The 24,077-nt window shown below is 32.9% G+C and carries 18 protein-coding genes, 6 tRNA genes and 1 rRNA gene; 9 read left to right on the top strand and 16 right to left on the bottom strand.

The window, feature by feature from the left end; all coding sequences use genetic code 11:
• Positions 1-277: 277 nt before the first annotated feature.
• A complete protein-coding gene (locus ACYSNX_RS10880) occupies positions 278-679 on the bottom strand; it encodes a hypothetical protein (protein ID WP_461754698.1) in 402 nt (133 codons plus the stop codon).
• A gap of 611 nt (positions 680-1,290) precedes the next feature.
• Between ACYSNX_RS10880 and ACYSNX_RS10875 the strand changes: the two genes are divergently transcribed.
• The 4 genes from ACYSNX_RS10875 to ACYSNX_RS10860 all read left to right on the top strand — a co-directional run bounded on the left by ACYSNX_RS10875 (position 1,291) and on the right by ACYSNX_RS10860 (position 5,188).
• Entirely contained in the window at positions 1,291-1,686 is a 396-nt protein-coding gene (locus ACYSNX_RS10875; RefSeq protein ID WP_461754697.1) for a hypothetical protein, read from the top strand.
• 86 nt (positions 1,687-1,772) lie between these two features.
• A complete protein-coding gene (locus tag ACYSNX_RS10870; RefSeq protein WP_461754696.1) occupies positions 1,773-2,660 on the top strand; it encodes a hypothetical protein in 888 nt (295 codons plus the stop codon).
• Positions 2,661-2,729: 69 nt separating this feature from the next.
• Complete coding sequence (locus tag ACYSNX_RS10865; RefSeq protein ID WP_461754695.1) at positions 2,730-4,721, top strand: TonB-dependent receptor; 1,992 nt, start codon at positions 2,730-2,732, stop codon at positions 4,719-4,721.
• Positions 4,722-4,765: 44 nt separating this feature from the next.
• Positions 4,766-5,188, top strand: coding sequence for an acyl-CoA thioesterase (locus ACYSNX_RS10860; protein WP_461754694.1), 423 nt, complete (start codon positions 4,766-4,768; stop codon positions 5,186-5,188).
• 7 nt (positions 5,189-5,195) lie between these two features.
• On the opposite strand, the gene ACYSNX_RS10855 is transcribed toward ACYSNX_RS10860, so the two are convergent.
• The 11 genes from ACYSNX_RS10855 to proS form a co-directional block, all read right to left on the bottom strand.
• Positions 5,196-5,894 carry a Dph6-related ATP pyrophosphatase gene (locus tag ACYSNX_RS10855; RefSeq protein ID WP_461754693.1) on the bottom strand — a complete coding sequence of 233 codons (699 nt, stop codon included), beginning with the start codon at positions 5,892-5,894 and terminating at the stop codon, positions 5,196-5,198.
• Between the two features lie 90 nt (positions 5,895-5,984).
• Positions 5,985-7,298 carry a dihydrolipoamide acetyltransferase family protein gene (locus ACYSNX_RS10850; RefSeq protein WP_461754692.1) on the bottom strand — a complete coding sequence of 438 codons (1,314 nt, stop codon included), beginning with the start codon at positions 7,296-7,298 and terminating at the stop codon, positions 5,985-5,987.
• Between the two features lie 402 nt (positions 7,299-7,700).
• Positions 7,701-9,500: a translational GTPase TypA gene (typA, locus tag ACYSNX_RS10845; RefSeq protein ID WP_461754691.1), complete on the bottom strand. Its 1,800-nt coding sequence runs from the start codon at positions 9,498-9,500 to the stop codon at positions 7,701-7,703.
• A gap of 494 nt (positions 9,501-9,994) precedes the next feature.
• Positions 9,995-10,246: a 30S ribosomal protein S20 gene (gene rpsT / locus ACYSNX_RS10840; protein WP_461754690.1), complete on the bottom strand. Its 252-nt coding sequence runs from the start codon at positions 10,244-10,246 to the stop codon at positions 9,995-9,997.
• A gap of 42 nt (positions 10,247-10,288) precedes the next feature.
• A tRNA-Glu gene (locus ACYSNX_RS10835) sits at positions 10,289-10,360 on the bottom strand.
• A 33-nt stretch (positions 10,361-10,393) separates the two neighbouring features.
• Positions 10,394-10,465: transfer RNA gene (locus tag ACYSNX_RS10830), tRNA-Glu, on the bottom strand.
• Between the two features lie 33 nt (positions 10,466-10,498).
• Positions 10,499-10,570 (bottom strand) — tRNA-Glu (locus tag ACYSNX_RS10825).
• A 33-nt stretch (positions 10,571-10,603) separates the two neighbouring features.
• Positions 10,604-10,675, bottom strand: a tRNA-Glu gene (locus ACYSNX_RS10820).
• Positions 10,676-10,708: 33 nt separating this feature from the next.
• A tRNA-Glu gene (locus ACYSNX_RS10815) sits at positions 10,709-10,780 on the bottom strand.
• Between the two features lie 34 nt (positions 10,781-10,814).
• Positions 10,815-10,886, bottom strand: a tRNA-Glu gene (locus ACYSNX_RS10810).
• Positions 10,887-10,962: 76 nt separating this feature from the next.
• Positions 10,963-12,438 carry a proline--tRNA ligase gene (proS, locus tag ACYSNX_RS10805; RefSeq protein WP_461754689.1) on the bottom strand — a complete coding sequence of 492 codons (1,476 nt, stop codon included), beginning with the start codon at positions 12,436-12,438 and terminating at the stop codon, positions 10,963-10,965.
• A gap of 102 nt (positions 12,439-12,540) precedes the next feature.
• On the opposite strand from proS, the gene ACYSNX_RS10800 reads away from it, so the two are divergent.
• The 5 genes from ACYSNX_RS10800 (at position 12,541) to ACYSNX_RS10780 (ending at position 18,277) form a co-directional block, all read left to right on the top strand.
• Positions 12,541-13,509, top strand: coding sequence for a hypothetical protein (locus tag ACYSNX_RS10800; RefSeq protein ID WP_461754688.1), 969 nt, complete (start codon positions 12,541-12,543; stop codon positions 13,507-13,509).
• 24 nt (positions 13,510-13,533) lie between these two features.
• The gene (locus ACYSNX_RS10795; protein ID WP_461754687.1) at positions 13,534-15,054 is read left to right on the top strand and encodes an OmpP1/FadL family transporter; all 1,521 of its coding nucleotides are present in this window, start codon (positions 13,534-13,536) and stop codon (positions 15,052-15,054) included.
• Between the two features lie 123 nt (positions 15,055-15,177).
• Positions 15,178-16,035 (top strand): hypothetical protein, encoded by an 858-nt coding sequence (locus ACYSNX_RS10790; protein ID WP_461754686.1) that lies wholly within the window; start codon positions 15,178-15,180, stop codon positions 16,033-16,035.
• A gap of 161 nt (positions 16,036-16,196) precedes the next feature.
• Positions 16,197-17,510, top strand: coding sequence for a 30S ribosomal protein S12 methylthiotransferase RimO (gene rimO, locus ACYSNX_RS10785; RefSeq protein ID WP_461754685.1), 1,314 nt, complete (start codon positions 16,197-16,199; stop codon positions 17,508-17,510).
• A 92-nt stretch (positions 17,511-17,602) separates the two neighbouring features.
• Positions 17,603-18,277 carry a glycerophosphodiester phosphodiesterase gene (locus tag ACYSNX_RS10780; protein ID WP_461754684.1) on the top strand — a complete coding sequence of 225 codons (675 nt, stop codon included), beginning with the start codon at positions 17,603-17,605 and terminating at the stop codon, positions 18,275-18,277.
• 1 nt (position 18,278) lies between these two features.
• Here the strand turns inward: ACYSNX_RS10780 and ACYSNX_RS10775 are convergent, their stop codons facing one another.
• The 4 genes from ACYSNX_RS10775 to rrf form a co-directional block, all read right to left on the bottom strand.
• Positions 18,279-19,748: an SLC13 family permease gene (locus ACYSNX_RS10775; RefSeq protein WP_461754683.1), complete on the bottom strand. Its 1,470-nt coding sequence runs from the start codon at positions 19,746-19,748 to the stop codon at positions 18,279-18,281.
• A 116-nt stretch (positions 19,749-19,864) separates the two neighbouring features.
• Positions 19,865-20,473: a peptide deformylase gene (def, locus tag ACYSNX_RS10770; protein ID WP_461754682.1), complete on the bottom strand. Its 609-nt coding sequence runs from the start codon at positions 20,471-20,473 to the stop codon at positions 19,865-19,867.
• Positions 20,474-20,521: 48 nt separating this feature from the next.
• The gene (locus ACYSNX_RS10765) at positions 20,522-23,773 is read right to left on the bottom strand and encodes an AsmA-like C-terminal region-containing protein (RefSeq protein WP_461754681.1); all 3,252 of its coding nucleotides are present in this window, start codon (positions 23,771-23,773) and stop codon (positions 20,522-20,524) included.
• Between the two features lie 167 nt (positions 23,774-23,940).
• Positions 23,941-24,050 (bottom strand): 5S ribosomal RNA (gene rrf / locus ACYSNX_RS10760).
• Between the last annotated feature and the right edge of the window lie 27 nt (positions 24,051-24,077).

The raw sequence follows: 24,077 nt of genomic DNA, 5'->3' as shown, positions 1-24,077 counted from the left end.
TTAAGTCCAATTCATCGATAACCTTATTTACAATGCGTACTGGATGCAAGGCAGGAATGAAATCTTCCAAAGAATGAGGAATCAAACTCATTTGATTCTGATCGTAAAGTCTATAACGTGGTGCTTGTTTTGCCATATTTACTTGAATTACTTATACTAATTTAAGTATATTAGATTGAAATTCAAATAATTATAATGGTGTTTTTTACTTAAAAGTACAAAAAAGAGGCTATCTCATTTGAGACAGCCCCTTAATATAACTTTTTTTAATTGATTCTTAGAAGTCATGATGCTCAAGTACATGTACATCATAGAAGTTTACAACCTCATCACATGACTTATTAGAATACTTTTCTTGTCCTGCATCAAATAAGACAAAATTTAATCTCTTAAACAATAAATCTAATAATTGCTTTTGCCCGTCTTGGTCAAGCTCTAAAAGCATATTAACTACATGCTCTTTTTCAGGTGAACTCTTTTCTTTATCTATACAAAATAAAGTAATCTCAAAGTTGTGTATTCCTGATAAGGAAACTCCTACAACTTTATATTTCTCTTGATTTACATTAAAGTATTCTCCAATACTGCTAATGTAATTTCCTTTTTTCGCAGCTATACTATCTGAGATATCAGCTGCCACACTTCCTACGAAGTCATTGTACTGTACTTTTGCTTTCATAAACAACAAATTTTATTTTTTTCTTCCATACTAAGATACTAAAACATTAATAATCATTCACATATAGATTAATAATTTCGACTATAACAAATAATCGCCTTAGATAATAGCAAATTAAAGCAAAATCACTAATTATTTAATTTAAAACAAAATTACTCATTGTTATTTTTAAATATTACACAAAATTTTAAGATAAAAAACACGATAAAAACCAGGTTTACTACATAAAATAAAGAATATACTAATTTCTTAAAAACAAGAACAAATACGCAATAAAACAACATTTAAACTAAGCAATTACACAATATAACACATGCTAATTACAAATACCGCAATTTTACATTAATTCATTAACATTTAGTATCCTTTTAAGGCTGTATTCCAAGATTTTGGATAAATAATTATTAATTATTATAACATTCTATACTTTATTCTACTAAACTCTTAATTAAATTAACGTTCTTTTGAAAATTTAGACTAAAAACTGCTATTAATTGTCAATTTCAATAGAAAAAACAATTTTTTATAAACGAGTAAAACCAACTTCTAGGTGATTTTTTTCTTATTTTTTACTTAAAAAACGACGATGAATAAAACTTACATTTTAAAGTATGGAATTTAAAAACCTTGCTTATATTTGCAGCATGCAAAAGGTTTTATTCTTTATAGTGATTTTGTTTTTCGCAAAACCAATATTCCCAGTATTGGACTTTGTGATTAACTATGACGCTATACAAGAACTTTGTATCAATAAAAATCTTCCTGAACTTCAATGTAATGGTACTTGTCATCTTAAAAATGAACTAGCAAAAACCGCTCAGAGCGAAAATCCTTTCGCAGCTAAGAAAACTTTCCAATTACATTATGAAATTTTGTTTTTTGAAAATCAAACTTATAAATCGCAAGATAAACTTCATATTGCAACTCAACCTCAACACGGGGATTGGTATTTAGATTTATATAGTTTCTTACCCAATTTCAAGGAAAAAAAACCACCTTTAGTTTAAATTATTTTTTAGTCAATTCGCTTTCTACACTTTTTTAAGATGTGGAGGCATTCCTATGTCTTTTTTTTAAAAATAATTTAATTCCAATGAAAAAAATATTTAATTTCCTTGTGCTACTTCCTATCTTTATTTTAGTAGCTAGTTGTTCTACCAATACGGAAGACTCATCTTTGGATGACCCATTCAATAAAAAAAACTTAATAAGTACCTTAACTCAAGATGACTATACCTTTAATTTATATAGTCAACAAAGTAATTTATGGGCTCCTTATACTAATTCTATTAGTTTACAGATTCATTCAAAAGACCATCAGACTCCTATTCTTATAAAGGATTTAAAATGGCATCTAACTATGCATATGAGCAGTGGACATTCCACTATGCAAACAATGACACATTCCGCACCTGCAACTGACCCTAGAAAAGACCCAAAAACTCCAGGGCTATACCATGGAGAACTACTCTTTACAATGCCAGGGAACGAACCTGGGCAAAATTTTTGGACTTTAACCCTTACATTTCTAGATAAAAACACTACTAAAAGCGTAGAAATTCCACTGTTTGCGGATCCTTTAAGTAGTATAAAAAAGAAAAACTTAACTTCATTTTCTTATCAAAACACAACGTATTATGTAGGACTTATAGAACCAACTCAACCTAAAATTGGTGAAAATAATTTACAAATAGCGATATTTAACTCTACCGATCATGGTCAGAACTACAAACAAGTTCCAGGACTGACTATTTCCCTTGACCCCAGAATGCCTGATATGGGAAATCACGGAGTAAATCATGAGATTAAAAACCTTTATTTTAATCCAGTTTCTAAACTATACCCTGGAAGCATACCATTTACTATGTCAGGATATTGGTTAATCAACCTTATAATACAGGACTCTGAAAATCAAACAATAGCAGGTTTTCCAGTAAAAGAAAATACAAATAGTACTCTTTATTTAGAAGTAGAATTTTAAACAATTCAAAAGCTTTACAATTAATTTGGCCCCTAGATTCTTTTAGCGGGCCAATATTATTATGCCAAAATGGAAAGAACAACAACCTTATTTATACTTTTAATATGGAGCCTGTATCCTATCAAGGCTCAAATTAAATCCGATACAATTATTTTCAACCAAGTTTTAACAACCATAGAACTAAACAGTAAAAAGACAACAACTCCCATTATAAGTATAGACCAGGCACTTGCCCAGGATTCTGATGTAACTTTAATAAAAAGAGGAGCTTATGCTTGGGAGCCAATGATTAATAATATGGGAGATTCCCGAATCACCACTACTATAGATCAAATGCGTATTTTTAAAGCATGTACAGATAATATGGATCCCGTGACCTCCTATGTGGAAGTACCTAACCTTGAAGCTATCGCTATATCAACCAATGGTGAAGGTAGTGGAGTTAATTCCAGTTTTGCCGGAACAATAGATCTGCAAACCAAAATAATTGACACCTTGCAAAGTAAACCTTTCGCAATGGACCTTTTTGGTAATTACCAAAGTAATAACCAACAAAAAAACATTGGGGTTAGTTGGAGTACTTCTGCTAAGAAAATTAAAACCTATTCCACCTTCTCTTATAAAAAAGCCGGAAACTATAAAGCCGGCCATAATGTTGAAATAGAAAACTCACAGTTTGAAAAATACAATGCCTCTACAAAAGTTGCCTATACCATCTCAGAGAACAAAACAATAGAATCTAATTTCATATGGGATAGAGCTCAAGACGTTGGATATCCAGCCTTACCTATGGATGTTTCCTTAGCACAAGCTTTCATTGGATCTTTGACCTACAATACAAAACTTTCTCAAAAGCTTAAAAATTGGCAAACTAAACTGTATTATAACACAATTTCACATACCATGGATGACTCCAAAAGAAAAGAAGTAGCAATACGAATGGATATGCCTGGTAAAAGTACTACAGTAGGTATACTATCTACTTTAGATATAGAAAAATGGAAAAACCACAGCTCGCAAGTATCCATCTCCGCTTTTGAAAACTTATCCCAAGCTAGCATGGTAATGTATCCAAATGATCCAATGAATAAACCAATGTTTATGTATACTTGGGGGGATATTGAACAACAAAATATAGCAATTAATATAAAAGACACATGGAGAGTATCCCATAACAAATACTTAAATCTAAGTGCAGGAGTATACCTTAATAAGCAAGGAGTATATAACAAAGATGCTTTAGAGAGTTTAAAAATATTCTATCCTCTTATGAGCAAAAGCCGAACAGACTACTTTAGTAACCTTTCTTTTTCCTATCATTATAAACCAAAAGGTAACTTTAATTTTGGAGCAAATCTTACTTTTGCTTCTAGAGAGTTTTCTGCATCAGAGAGTTATGGTTATTATATCTTTAATAGTCATCAAAACTACGATTACTTAGGAAATCCATTTCTAAAAAAAGAGTGGAACTTCCAATTTTCAGGTCATATTGAATGGAAGTCTGCATACTTCAAAACAAGAATTTCAGCGGAAAACTTCTATCTGAAAAATTATATTATCGGAGTAATCCAGCCTAATTTAAGGCCCATGACTATTGGAGCAATAGGAGTCAAAAAGTACGATAATCTATCCTATGCTTTACAAAATCAATTTCACTTACATACTCAATACCTAATTACTGCAAAATGGAAGGTATTATCCGAGCTCTCTTATTATTTAGCTAAGGATAATAATGGCAATAACTTACCCTTTATTAGTCCTTTACAATACAAATTAAATCTACATTATAATACCCAAAGACTCTATAATACATTAGAAGTAGTAGTGAATGGTAAGCAAAGTAAAGCTGCTACCTATTATGGAGAAACTGCAGTACCTAGCTTTGGAATAATTAACCTACAATCTACATTAATCTTACCTTTTCAAAACTACAATCAACAACTCAAATTAACTTTAAGTATTTCTAATTTACTTGACACTTACTACACCACCTATGCCAATTGGAACCATTTGCCACAAATGGGTAGAAACATGCTATTATCAGTACACTATGCTTTGTAGTAGTTAAAAAAAGTCTTTTGTTTGTAATCTATAAAATAAAACATATGTCCAGAGTAAAACTAACAATGCCTAAAAACTATATTTTTAGCACACAGATACCAGTTAGAATCACAGATCTCAATTATGGTAACCACTTAGGGAATGATAAATTAGTTTCGCTAATTCATCAAGCAAGAGTTCTTTTTCTAGACTCCTTTAATTATACAGAACTAGATTGCGAAAAAGTAGGCTTAATTATGGCTGATCTTGCCATAGAATATAAAAATCAAGCTTTCTTCAATGATATATTAACCTTTGAAATTGCCGCAGATAATTTCACCAAAGTAAGTTTTGACCTGTTTTATTTAGTATCATGTAAAGATAAAACTATTGCAAAGGTAAAAACAGGTATGGTTACTTTTGATTATGCTACTAACAAAGTTACTCCTGTGCCTACTTTACTTAGCACAAAATTTCAAGCAGAATAATAAAGGCTTATAAAATTTCTAAGAACCAAAAACCATAGTTTTGCTCCGATGAACTAGATTCACTTTCAGGCTTTGGATATTGCTTATAAATAGCTTGACCAACTTGATAGTCGACAGGTTTAACAAACATAGGTCCATCAAAAACAAAACTATGGTATTCCCCATTTTCACCACAAGGATCCACATTACTAGGTAGATCTTCTAAAAATTGCATATCAATTACTCTACCTAAAAAACTTTTATCTAAATAAGCTTCGTTAACACAAATAACCATTGTCTTGACTCCAGATTCAATCATCTCTATAAGTAATTGTCTAGTATCTTTTTTCCAATTTGGAAAAATTCCTTTCATGTTAACTTTCTCTAGTTGTTGTTCTCGAAACACTTTTAGATCCTCCAAAAGAATATCTCCATAAGCACTATGGTAAATACCTTGGCGTGTCATTTCCATCAAAGTATTTGTCATTTTTTGTTCATACTCCTCCATGGTGATGGAACTAGAAATAGAACAAATCTCTAATGGCAATCCTAGATTACTTACTTGTCGATTTAAAACTTCAACACTTATTCCATGCATAGAAACCCTTTGGTGCTCTAAGCTTATGGTAGTGAGTAATTTCACTACTTGATTCTGTGGATCTTTGTTTAATTCATATAAAGCATAAGCTGCATCCTTACCTGTACTCCAGTTTAAAACTATTTTCATATTAAAGTTTATATTAGCTAATATATACCAAAAAAAAAGAGCCAAAGTATTCCTTTGGCTCTTTATAATGTTGTATAAAATCTATCTTGATTACACTTCTCTTGTAATATCCCAAGCTTCTAGAATTTGAGCAACTCTTTGTACGAATTGTCCTCCTAAAGCACCATCTACTACTCTGTGATCGTAGCTGTGAGATAAGAACATTTTTTGACGAATACCAATAAAGTCTCCTTCTGGTGTTTCGATTACTGCAGGCACTTTACGAATAGCTCCTAAAGCTAAAATACCTACTTGTGGTTGATTTAAGATTGGTGTACCAAACACACTTCCAAAAGTACCCACGTTAGTCACTGTATAAGTTCCTCCTTGAGTATCATCTGGTTTTAATTTACCACTACGAGAACGAACTGCTAAATCATTTACAGCTTTAGCCATTCCTACTAAGTTTAATTGATCTGCATTTTTTATAACAGGAACAATTAAGTTACCGTTTGGTAAAGCCGCGGCCATTCCTAAATTAATGTTCTTTCTCTTGATGATATAATCTCCTTCTACTGAAATATTCATCATTGGGAATTCTTTCAATGCTTTTGCAATTGCTTCCATAAAAATTGGAGTAAAAGTTAATTTCTCTCCTTCTCTTTTTTCAAAAGCATTTTTATGTTTATTTCTCCAATTTACAATATTAGTAACGTCTACTTCAATAAAAGATTGAACGTGAGCAGAGGTCTGAATAGATTGAACCATGTGGTGAGCAATAAGCTTACGCATACGATCCATTTCAATAATTTCATCTTGACCATTCACAGAAACTGGAGCTGCCTTCGCAACCGGAGCTGCTTTTACAGCTGGAGTAGCCGCTACTGCTGCTTGCTCTACTTTTTGTGTAGCTACAGGTGCACTTGATTTATCTTTAATATAAGTAAGGATATCTGACTTAGTAATTCTTCCATCTTTACCACTACCCTTAATAGCTTCTAATTCTTCCAAAGAAAGTCCTTCTTGCTTAGCAATATTTTTCACTAATGGAGAATAGAATTTATCTGAATCACAAAAAGAGATTTCTTTTACTGATTCTTGAGCAGCAGCAACACTTTTTTCTATTTGAACACTTGCTTGTACAACATCAGATCCCGCTGAACTAGCGTTAGCTGGCTCTCCACCTTGTGTTTCAATTATTGCAATAGTTTGCCCAACTTGAACTACGTCGTCTACTTGAAATAAAATTTCTACAATAGTACCCGCTACCTCACTTGGAACTTCACTATCCACTTTATCTGTTGCTATCTCTAATACAGTCTCATCCGCCTCTACAACATCTCCTACATTTTTCAACCAATTTGTAATTGTTGCCTCAGCAACACTCTCACCCATCTTGGGTAATTTCAATTCGAACTTTGCCATATTTATAACCTAAGGTTGTGATTTCTATTTCTTATTACAAATTTAATAATATTTTGGACTTATTATAAAATAAAATAAAATTATCAAACTATTAAAATCTACTGTTCTATACAACTCTTTAGTGCATAACTTCTAGATAAATTATCCGATTAAGGCTGTTTTATTTTAAAATTTATTCTATTTTTCACAATTTCTATAAACCTACCTACAAGTAAAAAATAGTAGAAATCCCTCCTAAATAGGTAAGAAATCTCGCTTTATCAAAAAATTATTAAAATTCTTTTTGCTCGAAATACCTACTATTGAAAATCAAAATATTATTATCCCTATGCCTGTACTTACAAATGATATATAATAAAAAAGGGCTGACTATATTAGTCAACCCTTTTTCTTGTACTATTACTAGTTTATTTTATTACGCTTACGATCTGTCTCTTTTAAGTAGATTTTTCTTAAACGTAGACTCTTAGGTGTTACCTCACAGTATTCATCCTTTTGAATGTATTCTAAAGCTTCTTCTAAAGAGAACTTGATAGCAGGAACAATACGCGCTTTGTCATCTGTACCAGAAGCACGAACGTTGGTTAACTTCTTAGTTTTAGTAACGTTTACTGTCATATCGTCTCCTCTTGAGTTTTCTCCAATTACTTGTCCTTCATAAATATCTTCGTTTGGATCAACAAAGAATTTACCACGATCTTGTAATTTATCAATAGAATAAGGAATCGCCTTACCATTTTCCATAGAAATTAAAGAACCATTTTGACGTCCTGCAATTTCCCCTTTGAATGGTTGGTACTCCAAGAATCTATGTGACATGATAGCCTCACCTGCAGTTGCAGTTAAAAGTTGATTTCTTAAACCAATAATACCTCTTGAAGGAATTAAAAATTTAATGATCATTCTCTCTCCTCTTGGCTCCATTGAAGTCATCTCTCCTTTTTTCAAAGAAACGTATTCTACAGCTCTACCAGATAAGTTTTCAGGGATATCAATTGTAAGCTCTTCAATTGGTTCACATTTAACACCATCAATTTCCTTGATAATTACTTGTGGTTGTCCAATTTGTAACTCATATCCTTCACGTCTCATTGTTTCAATTAAAACTGATAAGTGTAAAACTCCACGTCCGAAAACCATGAATTTATCCGCACTATCCGTTTCTTTAACGCGTAAAGCTAAGTTTTTCTCTAATTCTTTATTTAAACGTTCTTTAACGTGTCTAGAAGTAACAAATTTACCTTCTTTACCAAAGAATGGAGAGTCATTAATTGTAAATAACATACTCATTGTTGGCTCATCAATTGTAATAGTAGGTAAAGCCTCTGGATTTTCAAAATCAGCAATAACATCTCCAATTTCGAATCCTTCGATTCCAACTACAGCACAAATATCACCAGCGTGAACTTCTTTTACTTTCTTACGTCCTAAACCTTCAAAAGTATGAACTTCTTTAATTTTACTCTTTACAATACTACCATCGCGTTTAATTAAAGATATATTCATACCTTCTTTTAAAACACCACGTTGTAAACGCCCAATAGCAATACGTCCTGTAAATGTAGAATAGTCTAAAGAAGTAATTAACATTTGAGGAGTTCCTTCGTTTACTTTAGCAGCTGGGATATGCTCAAGAACCATGTCTAATAATGGCTCGAAAGAATCCGTAGGTTGCTTATAATCTGTAGACATCCAATTGTTCTTAGCAGATCCATAAACAGCTGGGAAATCCATTTGCCACTCTTCTGCACCTAGTTCGAACATTAAGTCAAAAACTTTCTCATGAACTTCTTCAGGTGTACAGTTTTCTTTATCGACTTTATTTACAACAACACAAGGTTTTAACCCTAAATCAATTGCTTTTTGAAGTACGAAACGAGTCTGAGGCATTGGTCCTTCAAAAGCATCCACAATTAAAAGAACACCATCAGCCATGTTCAAAACACGCTCTACTTCTCCACCGAAATCCGCGTGACCAGGAGTATCAATAATATTGATTTTCGTCCCTTTATATTCTACCGAAACGTTCTTAGAAGTAATTGTAATACCTCTTTCTCTTTCGATATCCTCATTATCCAAAATCAACTCTCCTGTACTTTCGTTCTCACGAAAAGATTGACAGTGGTGTAAAATCTTATCAACCATAGTAGTTTTACCGTGGTCAACGTGTGCAATAATAGCAATATTCCTAATTGTTGTCATATAAGTATTGTTTATACAATATTCTTTTTAAAAACTTTATATCATGTCTATCTCTAGAAAAAATCAGCTTTCAACTAGATTAAAAAAAGACACAACTTTCGTTGTGCAAATGTACTACTTTTTATCAAAACTTTAAATTTAATTTTACAAAATATCCTTTCAATAACTTTTTTAATAAGACTTAGGATTAATTAATCAAATTTATACATTCTATTTAGATAATCTCAAAAACAACTACATTCAACAAACTATATGTAAAAAATAAATAATAAGGACAAATCATTAACCCTAAAAGCAAAACGATTAAATAACACTTCTTTGTATTAAGTATCTAAAAACGAAGTGATTTAAAGCATAACCTATCTTAAAGTACACGATAAGCTTTTACATACTCACAGTTACACAACTATATCTATATCTTTGAATATCTACAAAAAAAAGCCCTCAATTATTTGAGGGCTTTTCTTTGTTTGATAACTTAAAACTTCTACTAATTATAAAGTAGCAACGTGTTTTGTTAATTTTGATTTTAAGTTAGAAGCTTTGTTTGCATGAATGATATTCTTCTTAGCTAATTTATCAATCATTGAAACTACTACAGTTAATTTCTCTCCAGCTTCAACTTTATCTTCGATCATACGTAAAGCTTTGATAGCATTACGAGTCGTTTTGTGTTGATATCTGTTTAATACTCTTTTCTTTTCGTTACTTCTAATTCTTTTTAAAGCTGACTTATGATTTGCCATTTCGTTTAAATATTTTATTAAGTCTATACTATTTTTCTCTTGTAGTCCGTAGGGGAATCGAACCCCTGTTACCAGGATGAAAACCTGGCGTCCTAACCCCTAGACGAACGGACCGTGCATTTTATAATAAGCTTATGCGAAGCTTTGTAGTCCGTAGGGGAATCGAACCCCTGTTACCAGGATGAAAACCTGGCGTCCTAACCCCTAGACGAACGGACCGTGCATTTTATAATAAGCTTATGCGAAGCTTTGTAGTCCGTAGGGGAATCGAACCCCTGTTACCAGGATGAAAACCTGGCGTCCTAACCCCTAGACGAACGGACCGTGCATTTTATAATAAGCTTATGCGAAGCTTTGTAGTCCGTAGGGGAATCGAACCCCTGTTACCAGGATGAAAACCTGGCGTCCTAACCCCTAGACGAACGGACCATGCATTTTATAATAAGCTTATGCGAAGCTTTGTAGTCCGTAGGGGAATCGAACCCCTGTTACCAGGATGAAAACCTGGCGTCCTAACCCCTAGACGAACGGACCGTGCATTTTATAAAAAAGCTTATGCGAAGCTTTGTAGTCCGTAGGGGAATCGAACCCCTGTTACCAGGATGAAAACCTGGCGTCCTAACCCCTAGACGAACGGACCCTTTTGTTTATCTAATGCGGATGCAAAACTACAATATTTTTTCATATCCGCAAGAGAAAAACAAAAAAAAATTAAATTAATATGCTTTTGCAAATAGTACTCTACCTTGAGAAGGTTTACCACTATATATACAAACTCCTTGCTCCAATTTCCTATCGATTGGAATACAACGAATTGTAGCTTTAGTTAATTCTTTAATCTTCTCTTCTGTCTCAATTGTACCATCCCAGTGAGCAGAAACAAATCCAGTTTTATTTTCTAAAACATCTTTAAATTCTTCGAAAGTATCCACCTCTGTAGTGTGTTCTTTACGGTAATCGAAAGCTTTAGTAAATAAATTATTCTGAATATCTTCAAGTAAATCTTGAATATGTTCTACTAAAGCAGCTTCCGCAACAATCTCCTTAGTTAGATTATCACGTCTTGCAACTTCAAAAGTTCCATTTTCTAAATCTTTTGGTCCAATTGCAATACGAACAGGTACACCTTTCATTTCATATTCTGCAAACTTCCATCCTGGTTTGAATCCAGTACGATCGTCGAATTTAAAAGAAATATTTAATTTTTTAAATTTATCTGTTACTTCTTTAACCTTTGCTTTGATTTGCTCTAATTGCTCCTCTGTTTTATGAATTGGTACAATTACAACTTGTATTGGTGCTAAGTTTGGAGGTAATACTAATCCGTTATCATCCGAGTGCGTCATAATTAATGCTCCCATTAAACGAGTACTTACTCCCCAAGAAGTAGCCCATACAAACTCTTGCTTTCCTTCTTGACTTGTAAACTTTACATCAAAAGCTTTTGCGAAGTTTTGCCCTAAAAAGTGAGAAGTCCCAGCTTGAAGCGCTTTACCATCTTGCATTAAAGCTTCAATACAATATGTTTCGATTGCTCCAGCGAATCTTTCATTCTCAGTTTTATATCCTTTTACAACTGGTATAGCCATAAAGTCTTGTGCAAAATCAGCATATACATCTAGCATTTGTTCTGCTTCTGCAATTGCCTCTTGTTTAGTTGCATGAGCTGTATGCCCCTCTTGCCATAAGAACTCAGCTGTTCTTAAAAACAATCTAGTTCTCATCTCCCAACGAACAACGTTAGCCCATTGATTTACCAAAATTGGCAAGTCACGGTAAGACTCAATCCACTTTCTATAAGTATCCCAAATAATAGTTTCAGAAGTTGGACGAACAATAAGTTCTTCCTCTAATTTTGCCTCTGGATCCACTTCAATACTCTTACCATCCTCAGAAGTCTTTAATCTATAATGTGTAACTACTGCACATTCTTTAGCGAAGCCATCTACGTGACTAGCTTCTTTACTAAAATAAGATTTAGGGATAAATAAGGGGAAATAAGCGTTTTGATGTCCTGTTTCTTTAAATTTCTTATCAAGCTCTGCTTGCATTTTTTCCCATATGGCATAACCATAAGGTTTTATAACCATACATCCACGTACACCCGAGTTTTCAGCTAAATCAGCCTTCACTACAAGTTCATTGTACCACTTGGAATAATCCTCACTCCTTTTAGTAATGTTTTTGCTCATTTTTAATATATTAGCAGTTAAATTGTTTAACTCTTAATTAACTATAATAATACGACAAATCTAACTAAATTTGTTCTTACCAACAATTAAAAAAGCACGGAAATGAAAACAAAAGTAAAAAACAGGATCAATTGGACCAAGATTCTAATGATAGTCTCTATAGCAACTTTTACAGTTTCATGTGGTTCCTACCATAATACTTCCTACTACGACGATGGTACTTATGGCTACAATAATAATGTAGATCAAAATAATCACGCTGAATTCTATTCCGGTTATTTTACTGATTTACAGGATAATTTAGAATATTTTACCGATGTAAACGCTTATTATACTCCAACCATAGATAGCTTAACAAATTCTCAAACTGTTTCATCCACTACCTATGGACCATGGGGGAGTGAACCTAACTCAATAAGCATTAACTATTATAACCAAAATTATGGTTATCCTTGGTATAGCCCATGGTATGGCTATGGATATATGTATGATTCATGGTATAACCCTTGGTATGGCCCATCTTGGGGATTTGGTTTCTCCTGGGGATATCCTGGTTATTATGGAGGATATTATGGATACCCATACTATCACCGTCCTTATTATGTACCTACAACAAGACCTTCAGGTAATAGAGGAACCTATAATTATAGTAGATCAGGATATACAAATAATTCCTCCTCCCCTGCTTACAGACCATACACCAGATCGAGTAGCTCTAGTGGAACCTATCAAAGACCAGGAAGTGGTATAAACAATACTTATACAAGACCTAGTAGTTCTAATAGTGGATACAATAGACCGAGTAGCAATTCCGGATATACTAGACCGAGTAGCAATTCTGGATACACTAGACCGAGTAGCAATTCTGGATACACTAGACCGAGTAGTAATTCCGGATACAATAGACCGAGTAGTTCTAATAGTGGATACAATAGACCGAGTGGTAATACTAACTATAATAGACCTAGCACTTCTAATAGTAGTTATAATAGAGCAAGTAGTATGCCTTCAAGAAGCAGCTCTAGTTCCTCTTCAAGAAGTAGCTCTGGTTCAGGCGGATATAGAAGATAGTGCTTTAATGTTAAAATATAATTCATGACAAAAAATATAATTACTCTTTTTAGTTTATTACTTACTTGTAGTGTTATACAAGCACAAGAGATGTCAGCACATGATGTAATGCGCTATAACCAATCTGATTTAAATGGTACTGCAAGGTTTAAAGCAATGAGTGGAGCATTTGGTGCAGTTGGAGCAGATGTATCCTCATTGCAAATTAACCCTGCCGGAAGTGCTTTAGCGAATTTTAATTCCGCTTCATTTAGTATGTTTTTTGACGACAAAAGCAATAAATCTACCTATTTAGGAAATAACGACTCAGATAAATACTCAGGCATTGACATTGGTCAACTAGGTGCGATATTTGTGTTCAATAGCAATAACAACAATTCCTTGCTTCGAAAGTTTTCTATTGGGATTAACTACCAAAATACTAAAAACTACAGAAACAATATCAAATTTAATGGTACAGGAAATGTAAATTCTATAGGTGACTACTTTCTAGATGTTGCCAACTCTAATAAAGTACCTTTAGATTATATTTCATCTAACTCCATTACTCAAGGTTATGATAAAGCGGGGTATTTTGGAGGATTAGCTGCACAGCAAGCATTTTTAGCCTATCAAAGTGGATTAATCTCTCCTGTGAATGGACAAGATGGTTTGTATAGCGCTAACTACAATCAAAACTTACCCCATCAACAAGGAAGAGTAATTCAAACCGGTGGAAATAAAGGTTTTTTCAGTGCTAACTTTGCTGGACAATTAGGCCAGCGATTTTATGTTGGAGCAAATGTAAACTTACACACGGTAGATTATACCCAAAATAGTGCCGCAATACAGAACACTTCTATCAATCAAAGTACAGAATCTATACGTTTTGATAACTATTTATACACTTATGGGAATGGATTTTCATTTAATATTGGAGCAATTGCAAAAGTAACGGATAATTTTAGAGCTGGACTTGCCTATGAATCTCCAACATGGTTCACCCTCCATGATGAGTTGTCCCAAGGTATAGTTACAGCTTTTACAAATGATACTTCTTCGGTAATTTATCCTAACCTGGTGAATGTATATGATAAATACAAACTTAAAACTCCCTCTAAATATACAGCGAGTTTAGCTTACATTTTATTCAAAAGAGCACTTATCAGCGTAGACTATACTCTAGTAGACTACAGTAAAAATAAATTTAGCCCAACTAAAGATCCTTTATACCAAAATATCAACCAAACTTTAACTAGCTCATTAACCAGCTCTAGTGAAGTACGCGTTGGTGCAGAATATAAAATAAAACAATTTAGTTTACGTGGTGGATACCGCTATGTACAAAGTCCATATAAAGATTTTCAGTACCTAGGGGACCTTAATAGTTTCTCTTTTGGTTTAGGTTATGACTTTGGAGTATCTAGACTTGATTTAGCTTATGGACATTCCGCTCAAGAATATAAAACCAGTTTAGTAGATATGACGGTAAATAACCTTTATAATTATGCTAAAATAAAAACAAAAGAAAACACCGTAAATCTTACTTATACTATGTATTTTTAGAAGTAAATCTTCTAAATTAACAAAAATATTTTACAAAAAAATCTCTTTATCCGATAAACCGATAAAGAGATTTTTTTATATTATATTTGCACCTCATAAAGTTTCAAACAAAACCATTATCATATGAAGTATATTTTAAAAGTACTTACTGTATTTACTTTACTTATTAGCTCAATGGCTATGGCTCAAGAAATGGTAACAACACCAATGCGTTATACTGCTTCAAATAAAGGTAAATTCTACATTTATTGGGGTGGAAACAGAGGGTACTTTACCAATTCTGATATTCGTTTTAAAGGGGATGACTATGACTTCACTTTAAAAGACGTAAGGGCACATGACAAACCAAAAGGCTGGCATGTAGACTATATAAACCCAGCTAGAATGACCATTCCACAAACTAACTTAAGGGTTGGTTATTTCTTCACGGATAAATACAACATTTCCTTTGGAGTAGATCACATGAAGTATGTGATGTCTCAAAATCAAATTGTAAACTTTACAGGTTACTACCCTAATATGGGAGATAACACCTTTGGAGAAACAGTTCCTGGGCACCCAGATCAACTTTTACTTACAGAAGAGTTTTTACAATTTGAACATACCGATGGTCTGAACTATGTTAATATTGAAATAAACCGAGTAGATGATATTTCTAAACTATTTGGAATTAGAAATACAGACGTGGTACAGATTAATATAACAGAAGGAGTTGGTACAGGTATTGTGTTTCCAAAAACCAACACTACCTTACTGGGTAAAGAAAGATACGATGAGTTCCATGTTTCAGGGGTAGGTTTTTCTGCTAAAGCAGGTTTAAACATCACTTTCCTAAAACACTTTTTTATACAAGGAGAATTAAAAGGAGGATACATCAATATGTACGATGTTAGAACAACAGCTAGTAAAGCCGATAAAGCAAAACATAACTTTTGGTTTGGTCAAACAATCATCGTATTTGGTGGAATATTTAAACTCTAACCATATATAAAAGCAGAAAGGTAAACTTCTCTGCTTTTTTTATTTTTATAAGCTATTAATTAGAAAGGATTTGAATAACATTTAGAGTTCTTATAATTATATTAAAGCTTGGGGTATGTTACTAAAAAGATGTACTTTTGCATTCCAATTTTTTTAAATAAATGAGAACCAAAACTTTAAAAAAGAATAAAATTAACGTAGTTACACTAGGTTGTTCTAAAAATGTTTACGACAGTGAAGTATTAATGGGACAATTAAAAGCTAGTGGGAAAGATGTCACACATGAGGCTCAAAATGATGAGGCTAATATTGTAGTAATTAACACCTGTGGTTTTATTGATAATGCTAAAGCAGAATCTGTAAATACTATATTAGAATATGTTGATAAAAAAGAGCAAGGAATTGTAGATAAAGTTTTTGTAACTGGATGTTTGTCGGAACGTTACAAACCAGACTTAGAGACAGAAATTCCAAATGTTGACCAGTTTTTTGGAACAACAGATCTACCTAATCTTTTAAAAGCTTTAGGAGCTGATTACAAACACGAATTATTAGGAGAACGTTTAACTACTACTCCTAAAAACTATGCATATTTAAAAATTGCTGAAGGATGTGACCGTCCTTGTAGTTTCTGTGCAATTCCATTAATGAGAGGTAAACACGTATCACAACCAATTGAAAAGTTGGTTAAAGAAGCGCAGAACTTAGCTAAAGATGGTGTTAAAGAATTAATCTTAATTGCCCAAGATTTAACTTACTACGGTTTAGATTTATACAAAAAAAGAAACTTAGCAGAATTACTTGAAAACTTAGCTAAAGTAGAAGGAATCGAATGGATTCGTCTTCATTATGCTTTCCCTACAGGATTCCCTATGGATGTTTTAGAGTTAATGCAACGTGAGCCTAAGATCTGTAACTATATTGATATTCCTTTACAGCATATTTCAGATAACATTCTAAAATCAATGCGTAGAGGTACTACACAAGCTAAGACAACAAAACTTCTAAAAGAATTTAGACAAGCTGTTCCTGGTATGGCAATTCGTACTACGCTAATTGTAGGTTACCCTGGAGAAACACAAGAAGACTTCCAAATCTTAAAAGATTGGGTACAGGAAATGCGTTTTGAAAGATTAGGTTGTTTTGCATACTCTCATGAAGAAAATACACATGCTTTCCTTTTAGAGGATGACGTTCCTAAAGAAGTGAAGCAACAAAGAGCAAATGAAATTATGGAGATCCAAGCGCAAATTTCATTTGAGTTAAACCAAGAAAAAATAGGTAAGACTTTCCGTTGTATTATCGATAGAAAAGAAGGAAACTACTTTGTTGGAAGAACGGAGTTTGATAGCCCAGATGTAGATAATGAAGTATTAATCGATGCAAGCAAACATTATCTAAAAATAGGTGAGTTTGCAAATATCGTAATCGATGAAGCTACAGAGTTTGACCTATATGGTACACCTGAAAAATAAATATATACTAGCCGAATACTTTTTTGTATTCGGCTTTTTTTATGTATAAAATATTAAAGTATATTTAAGGTATAACATTTACAATATAAAATATGCTTAGGGTTGGACATAGAGGAGCTAAAGGCTATATCATGGAGAATACCATAGAGTCAATTGAAAAAGCTTTAGAGCTAAAGTGTTCTATGATAGAAATTGATATTCATAAAACAGCAGATAATAAATTAGTAGTTTATCACGATTCTAACTTAAATAGATTAACAGGTAAAGATGCTTTACTATCTGATTTTAATTTGGAGCAACTACAACAATTCACCCTTGGAGATAATTACAAAATTCCCACCCTACAACAGGTCATCGAGATTATCCATAAAAAAGCTATTCTAAATATAGAAATAAAGGCAACAGACTCTTTAAAAGAACTCTGTAGTTTGTTAGACTACTTCTTCAAACAAGGATATACACCAAATAACTTTATCATCTCCAGCTTTGATTGGTTACAATTAGAACAACTTAGCACTATGCTAGAAAACATTCCTTTGGCAGTATTAACCCAAGGAGATCCAATTTTAGCTCTACCAATTGCAAAAGAGTTAAAAGCAAAGGCAATCCATGCCCATTATAAAACATTAAACCAAGATAATGTTAGATATATTCAAGACCACCACTTAAAAGTATTAGCCTATACGGTTAACTCTAAAAAAGATATCTCTTATATTAAGAATCTAAAAGTAGATGGTATAATAAGTGATTATCCAGATCGTGTTTAGGCTATAAACTAGAGAAAAAATCAGTAAAATACTGTAAAAAAAGCACCCAAAGAATAATAAGTATTGTCCCTACGATAGCGCCGAAAAAGCCTCCTAGTATAAAATCCTTTTGCTTTAATAAACCTGTACCATAAACAATGGCATTAGGAGGAGTAGAAACAGGTAAGAATAATCCACAAGAAGAACATAGTCCAATAACTATTCCCACAGGTAATAATTGATTAGCAGGTAAAATAATAGCAGCAATATTAATAATAATTGTTGCGGTTGCTGTACTACTCATAATATTGGAAAAAAGTACAGTCACTAAAGCAAATATAATCATCAGCCAAATGGTATTAAATTCCATTCCTGCTAGAAAACTGGAATAATAAGGTGCTAGAAGTTCTTTGATTGCTAAACCTAAAGCTAATCCCCCTGCCACTAACATTAAGGTATCCCAAGGTAACTTCCTAACATCCTCACCTTTAATTATACCAAACATAGGGAGAAACATAATGGGAACCATTGCTGCCCCTGCAGTAGGAATATCTAACCTATGTCCAAACATCCACATACCTACTGTCACTACAAGAATAGTCAAAACTATTAGGCGCTGTAAACGCATAGGTTTAGTTAATTCTAAGGCTTGATTGACAAAGGAAACATCTAAACCTTTTACTTTAGAGGTATACTTTTTAACTACTGCAAACCAAAAAAGTATCAATAATAAAGTAGCTGGTAAAAATCCTAAGACAAACCACTCGTTAAAACCTATATTAAAGCCTTTACTGTTTAAGGTATTAACCACTATAAGATTAGGAGGTGAGGAGACCATACTGATCATTCCTGCAAATGTTGCAGCAGCGGGTATACTTACTAAAATTGCCTTTGACATAAGAGAATCTTTTCCTTGTCGTTCGATCAAGGGCATTACTGAAGCCAATACCATAGCTGCAGTGGCTGTATTGGATATAATCAAGGAAAGGATGGATGTAACTATAATAATACCTAAAACCAGCGTATTTGGCTTAGAGCCGAAAATAGAAATCGTTTTTTTAAACAAGGATAAATCTAAATTTGTCTTACGCATTCCTTCAGATAGGAAAAATCCTCCTAAAAAAATCCAAATAACACTATCGGACCAAGTATCAAAAATATCGGACGAGGAAATCGTAGCTCCTTGAGCATTTCCCATGGTATAGACCAAGAAACCAATAATCATAATACCAACAGCAAAGGGAGCTATTGCTTCAGAGGCCCAAAGTAAAATGGAAAAAATTAAAATGAACAACGTATATTCTTGCGCCTCACTAAATACATCTGGAGTTAAAAAATAGGTAGCTGCTAAAGAAAAAAGCAAGCAAAAGAAAAAAATACCTATACGTGTTTTAATATTCCACATATTCCAGGAAGCCTCAATAAGTAGCTCACTGTAAAACCTTATCCCCGTTCTAATTTGGCGAATCTTCTCAAAGTAATCGAATTCCATATTTTTGCTTTTAACTTTAAATTTACAATTTAAAAGTTGATTAAAAAATGCAAAAAAAAAGTACACTATAAATAATAATCTTTATAGTGTACCTTATATATTTCTTTAAGTAAGCTTTATCTACTTAATCTATTTTCCTTGAAATAAAACAACTCATCTTGCTCACTAGCGGCAATAATATCTTTATCTTTATCTTGTTCTACTCTTAAAGGAAATAAAATTCCATTTAAATGGTCCATTTCATGTTGTAAGATAACTGCAGTAAAACCCTCTATGATTTCCTTATATTTTTTACCTTCTAAGTCAAAATAGGTTATCTCAATGGCCATACTTCTATATACTTTTTCATAGATATTTTCAATAGACAAACATCCCTCTTCTCCTAGACGTAGTACAGTACTATACCAAGTAATTTCAGGGTTTACAAAAAACTCAAATGGCTTATCTTTTTTGTCAAATCTTTGGGCTAAAAACACTCTCTTACTAATGCCTATTTGAGGAGAAGCAATACCAACTCCTGGGCGTTTAGGATCACTAACAGTAGCATAAAGTCGCTTTATTAATAATTTAACCATGTCATCACAAGGGTCAACTTCACTACATACTTGAGACAAAATAGCAAGATCTGCATTATTGCTTGCTTGCAACACACGTAAGCTCTCTCTATCTAGTTCACTATGTAATAGATCGATTTGTTCTTGCGAAAATTTAGTTTGTACTACCATATCATTGTGATTTGTGCTTGCTTTAAAGTATTGGTATAAATACCAATACTATACTGCTAATTGTTCTATTTCTTCTTGGGTTTTCTCCTCACTATGCTCGAGTTCTTCTTGTATCTCATCTTCTAATTCATCTTCTTCATCATATTTAGTAGAACCACCTAATACTTCACTTGGGCGATACTTACCTAATTTAATATCAAAATCTTCAGAAGTACCCGTAATCTTCATTGGAATTCCAACTAATCCCAAAGGGGGTAGTCCCAAACGTAATCCGATATTGATCTTACCATCTAAGCTAACCTGTCCTTCAAACCTTGGACGAAACCCTGCCATCTTCATTTTAGTTCTATCTATAGTAATCACGTTATTACTTATGCTAGAGAAAATGTCTACCTGAGATACATTAGCTTTTTCCATCGCTTTAGAATCCGTCTTATCAGCTATGGCACCTAGTAACTTAAAACCTTTAAAACGAATATCTTCTAATACTAATACACCTTGACCTTGTATACTTGGTAAAATAGGATACATATCTTTGTTTAGCTTACCTTTTAATGCGTAATCCAAAGAAACCTTACCATAGGCACTTTCTGCCATGGAAACCATTTCTCTGAACAAAGGTACTTCTTTATAGGCGCGTTGAATATCAAAATCTTGAGCTGAAATATGATAATCGAAAATAGCTGAACTTAAGTTTAAAGGTTCATAGGCAGCTTGCATTTGTACTTTAGTCCCTATTAATTCAAAATCGGCTTCTTCTAAAAAAGCCTTCCCTTTCATAAATTTCAAGTCTCCTTGAAAATCATTTATATCATAGGTAAGGTATTTTATTCTTTTTGCGTCAGCCTTAAATTCTAACTCCATGTTCTTTGGAATTTGAATTACAGCCTTTTCTATTTTTTCTTGACTAATAGCAACCTCTAGCTCCTGCTCAGAGGTGAATTCTTTCTTATCCGTAGAAGTTACTAACATAAACTCGTCTACGTCTAAAAAGGGAGTATTCAGGCTAAAGCTACCTTGCAAAGTACCCTTCTTTGTCAAGAAGCTAATCACATTGGTTAAATAACCATTAAGGTCAAAAGAAGAATTTCCATAAGTAGCATTAAACTTATCAAACTTCATTTTCTCCCTAAAAAAGGTAAACACCCCACTGCTAATACTAAAGGTTTTTGGTAGATAAGAACTTTTTATCTCAATATCTTCTACGTTTAGTTTCCCTGCGTTCTTAAGATTGGCAAAATTTCCAGCCTTAACATCTGCTTGGGTACCTTGTAAAAATAAATTGGTTTGAACCTTGCCTGTTACTTCTAAACCAGGTATTGGAAACACTCTATAAAGGTCTCCTATATTTAATACACCTTTGGATTTAAGGGTATAATTTAAATTAGTAAAATCGGATAGATTGGCAGAAAGCTTAAATTCTTCTCCTGCAAACTTAAACTCTAAAGGTTCGATATCTACTTTGATACCACTTAAAGTACCCGTATCACTATTAATAATTGTGTGTAAATCGATATTCTCAATTGGCAATTCAGGTACTTTAGCTAACTGTAAATAACCTTGAGAGACTTTAATGTCTGCTTTTAATAACGGATACTTTTTTTGTTTAGGTAAAAAGTTTCCTGATACATCTGTATGAATATCGATAAGCCCTTCTACATTCATGTGTTCGATAGGAATGAACTCCTTTAAGTTTAGCAAGTCAACTTTAGCTGTTAATTCCCCATTTACAGGAAAATCAATAAAATTGTCTACTTTGAATTTACCACGAACAACATTGTCTAAAGCTAAAAGCTCTAGACTACTAATATCTAAAAAAGCTTTTCTCCAATTAGAATCTTTAGAAAGGGCTTTCATTTTGAAATTAATCCCCTTAAGACCTTGAGGAAGCGAAGCGAATTTAAAAAACCCATTACTCAAAGAGGTGTTAACCTCAAACTTTGGAACACTTAAAAGCTTCTTATGGCGTATTGTTTTACCGCGAACCTTTCTATATACATCTTGACTTTGAAATACTCCATCTAAATCTGCTGTAAAACCCAATAAACCTTTCATTTGAAAACCATTGATTCCCACAGCGTGATTAAATAAACCTAGGTCCATATTAATATCCATCTTAGATACAACAGACAGTGAATCAAGTCCAGTACTTTTCCAAACTACATCTGATTTATTCTTCCCTAAAACAAAATTAAGAGCTTTAATATCTAAAGTATTCTTATTCATATTAAGTCCAGGCATGGAGAAATGCATATCTAGATTTAACTTTTCTAATGGAGTATCTACTTGCTTATTATGTATAAACCCATCTTCTAGTACCATGCTAAAGTCTAAATTAGGACTTAATCCTTCACTAATAACATATTTACCTTCTAGAACTAATTTACCGCTAATAAGACCTGAAATATCTGTGTTATCTAACCATTGCTGATATTCTGGAGGAATAACAGAAAGAAGTTCTTCAAAAGTAGCCTTCTCTGTTTTAACATCAAAAAGCATATCATAACCTGATTCTATAAATCCAAAATGACCTTTAAAATCTACTGGTAGACCCTTGATTTTTATACTGTTTTTTTCAAAGCCAAAAGTTAAACTTTTTGTATCAACTAAAGTTTCTAATTTAGCTAAGATTGGTTTTTCCTTAATATAGTGCACTCCTTCAAAATTGAAATCGAAAGAGTTAATACGAGCCACACTCTTTAAATCAAAAACCGCTTGATCCATATCTCCTCTTCCAACATAATCAAAGTCGGAGGCCACAAAACTAAGTCCACTAGCTAAATCATTATAAATAATTTCAGCATCTTTAATTTGAAGACGATTGATCTTTAAACCTAATTCATCCTCTTTTTCTTGGTCTTGTTCTAAAGAATCACTAGCATAGAAAATATCATAATTGGCTAAACCTTGCTCATTAACATAAATAAATACAAGAGGCTTATCAATGTAAATTTTATCAAAGTTTAATTTACCCTGTACTAAAGCAAATAAATTTATTCCCAAACTAATAGATTCTGCTTCAAATAAATTATCATCCAATGCTGAATCCAAAATAACTCCCTGTAAAGAAGGCTTATCCATTGTAGCGGTTAAGAAAGGAAATTTACGATAAAAGGAAATCTCAATCTTTTCATATTCTACATCCCCTTTTACATTATCTTTAAGTAAAACACGTACCTGTTGATCGATAGCATCAGAATAAATTTTAGGCAAGAGAAACATCAATAGTAATAAAACTACTATTACTCCACCTCCAATTAAACCTACCCATTTAAGTCTACGCCTTAAATTATTTCCCATAATCTATTGTTCTAAATAATAATATACAAATTAACGTCTTTTTTTACAAACATCTACGCACTGTGCGATTAAAATTATAATGCAAAAACTTGACCATTATAGTTCATTACTCTGAGTTTACTCCAAAAAAAAATCCCCAACATAAACATGTTGAGGATTTTATAAAAGAAGGGCGGCGTCATACTCTCCCACTGGTTAGCAGTACCATCTGCGCAAGCGGGCTTAACTTCTCTGTTCGAAATGGGAAGAGGTGAGCCCCGCTGCAATAACCACCCTAAATCGGTTGTCATCACTTTAGGATAAC

The sequence above is a fragment of the Myroides sp. LJL115 genome (assembly GCF_054871665.1).
Note: the sequence above shows the minus strand (reverse complement) of the source record. Positions and strands in the feature narration are given on the sequence as shown.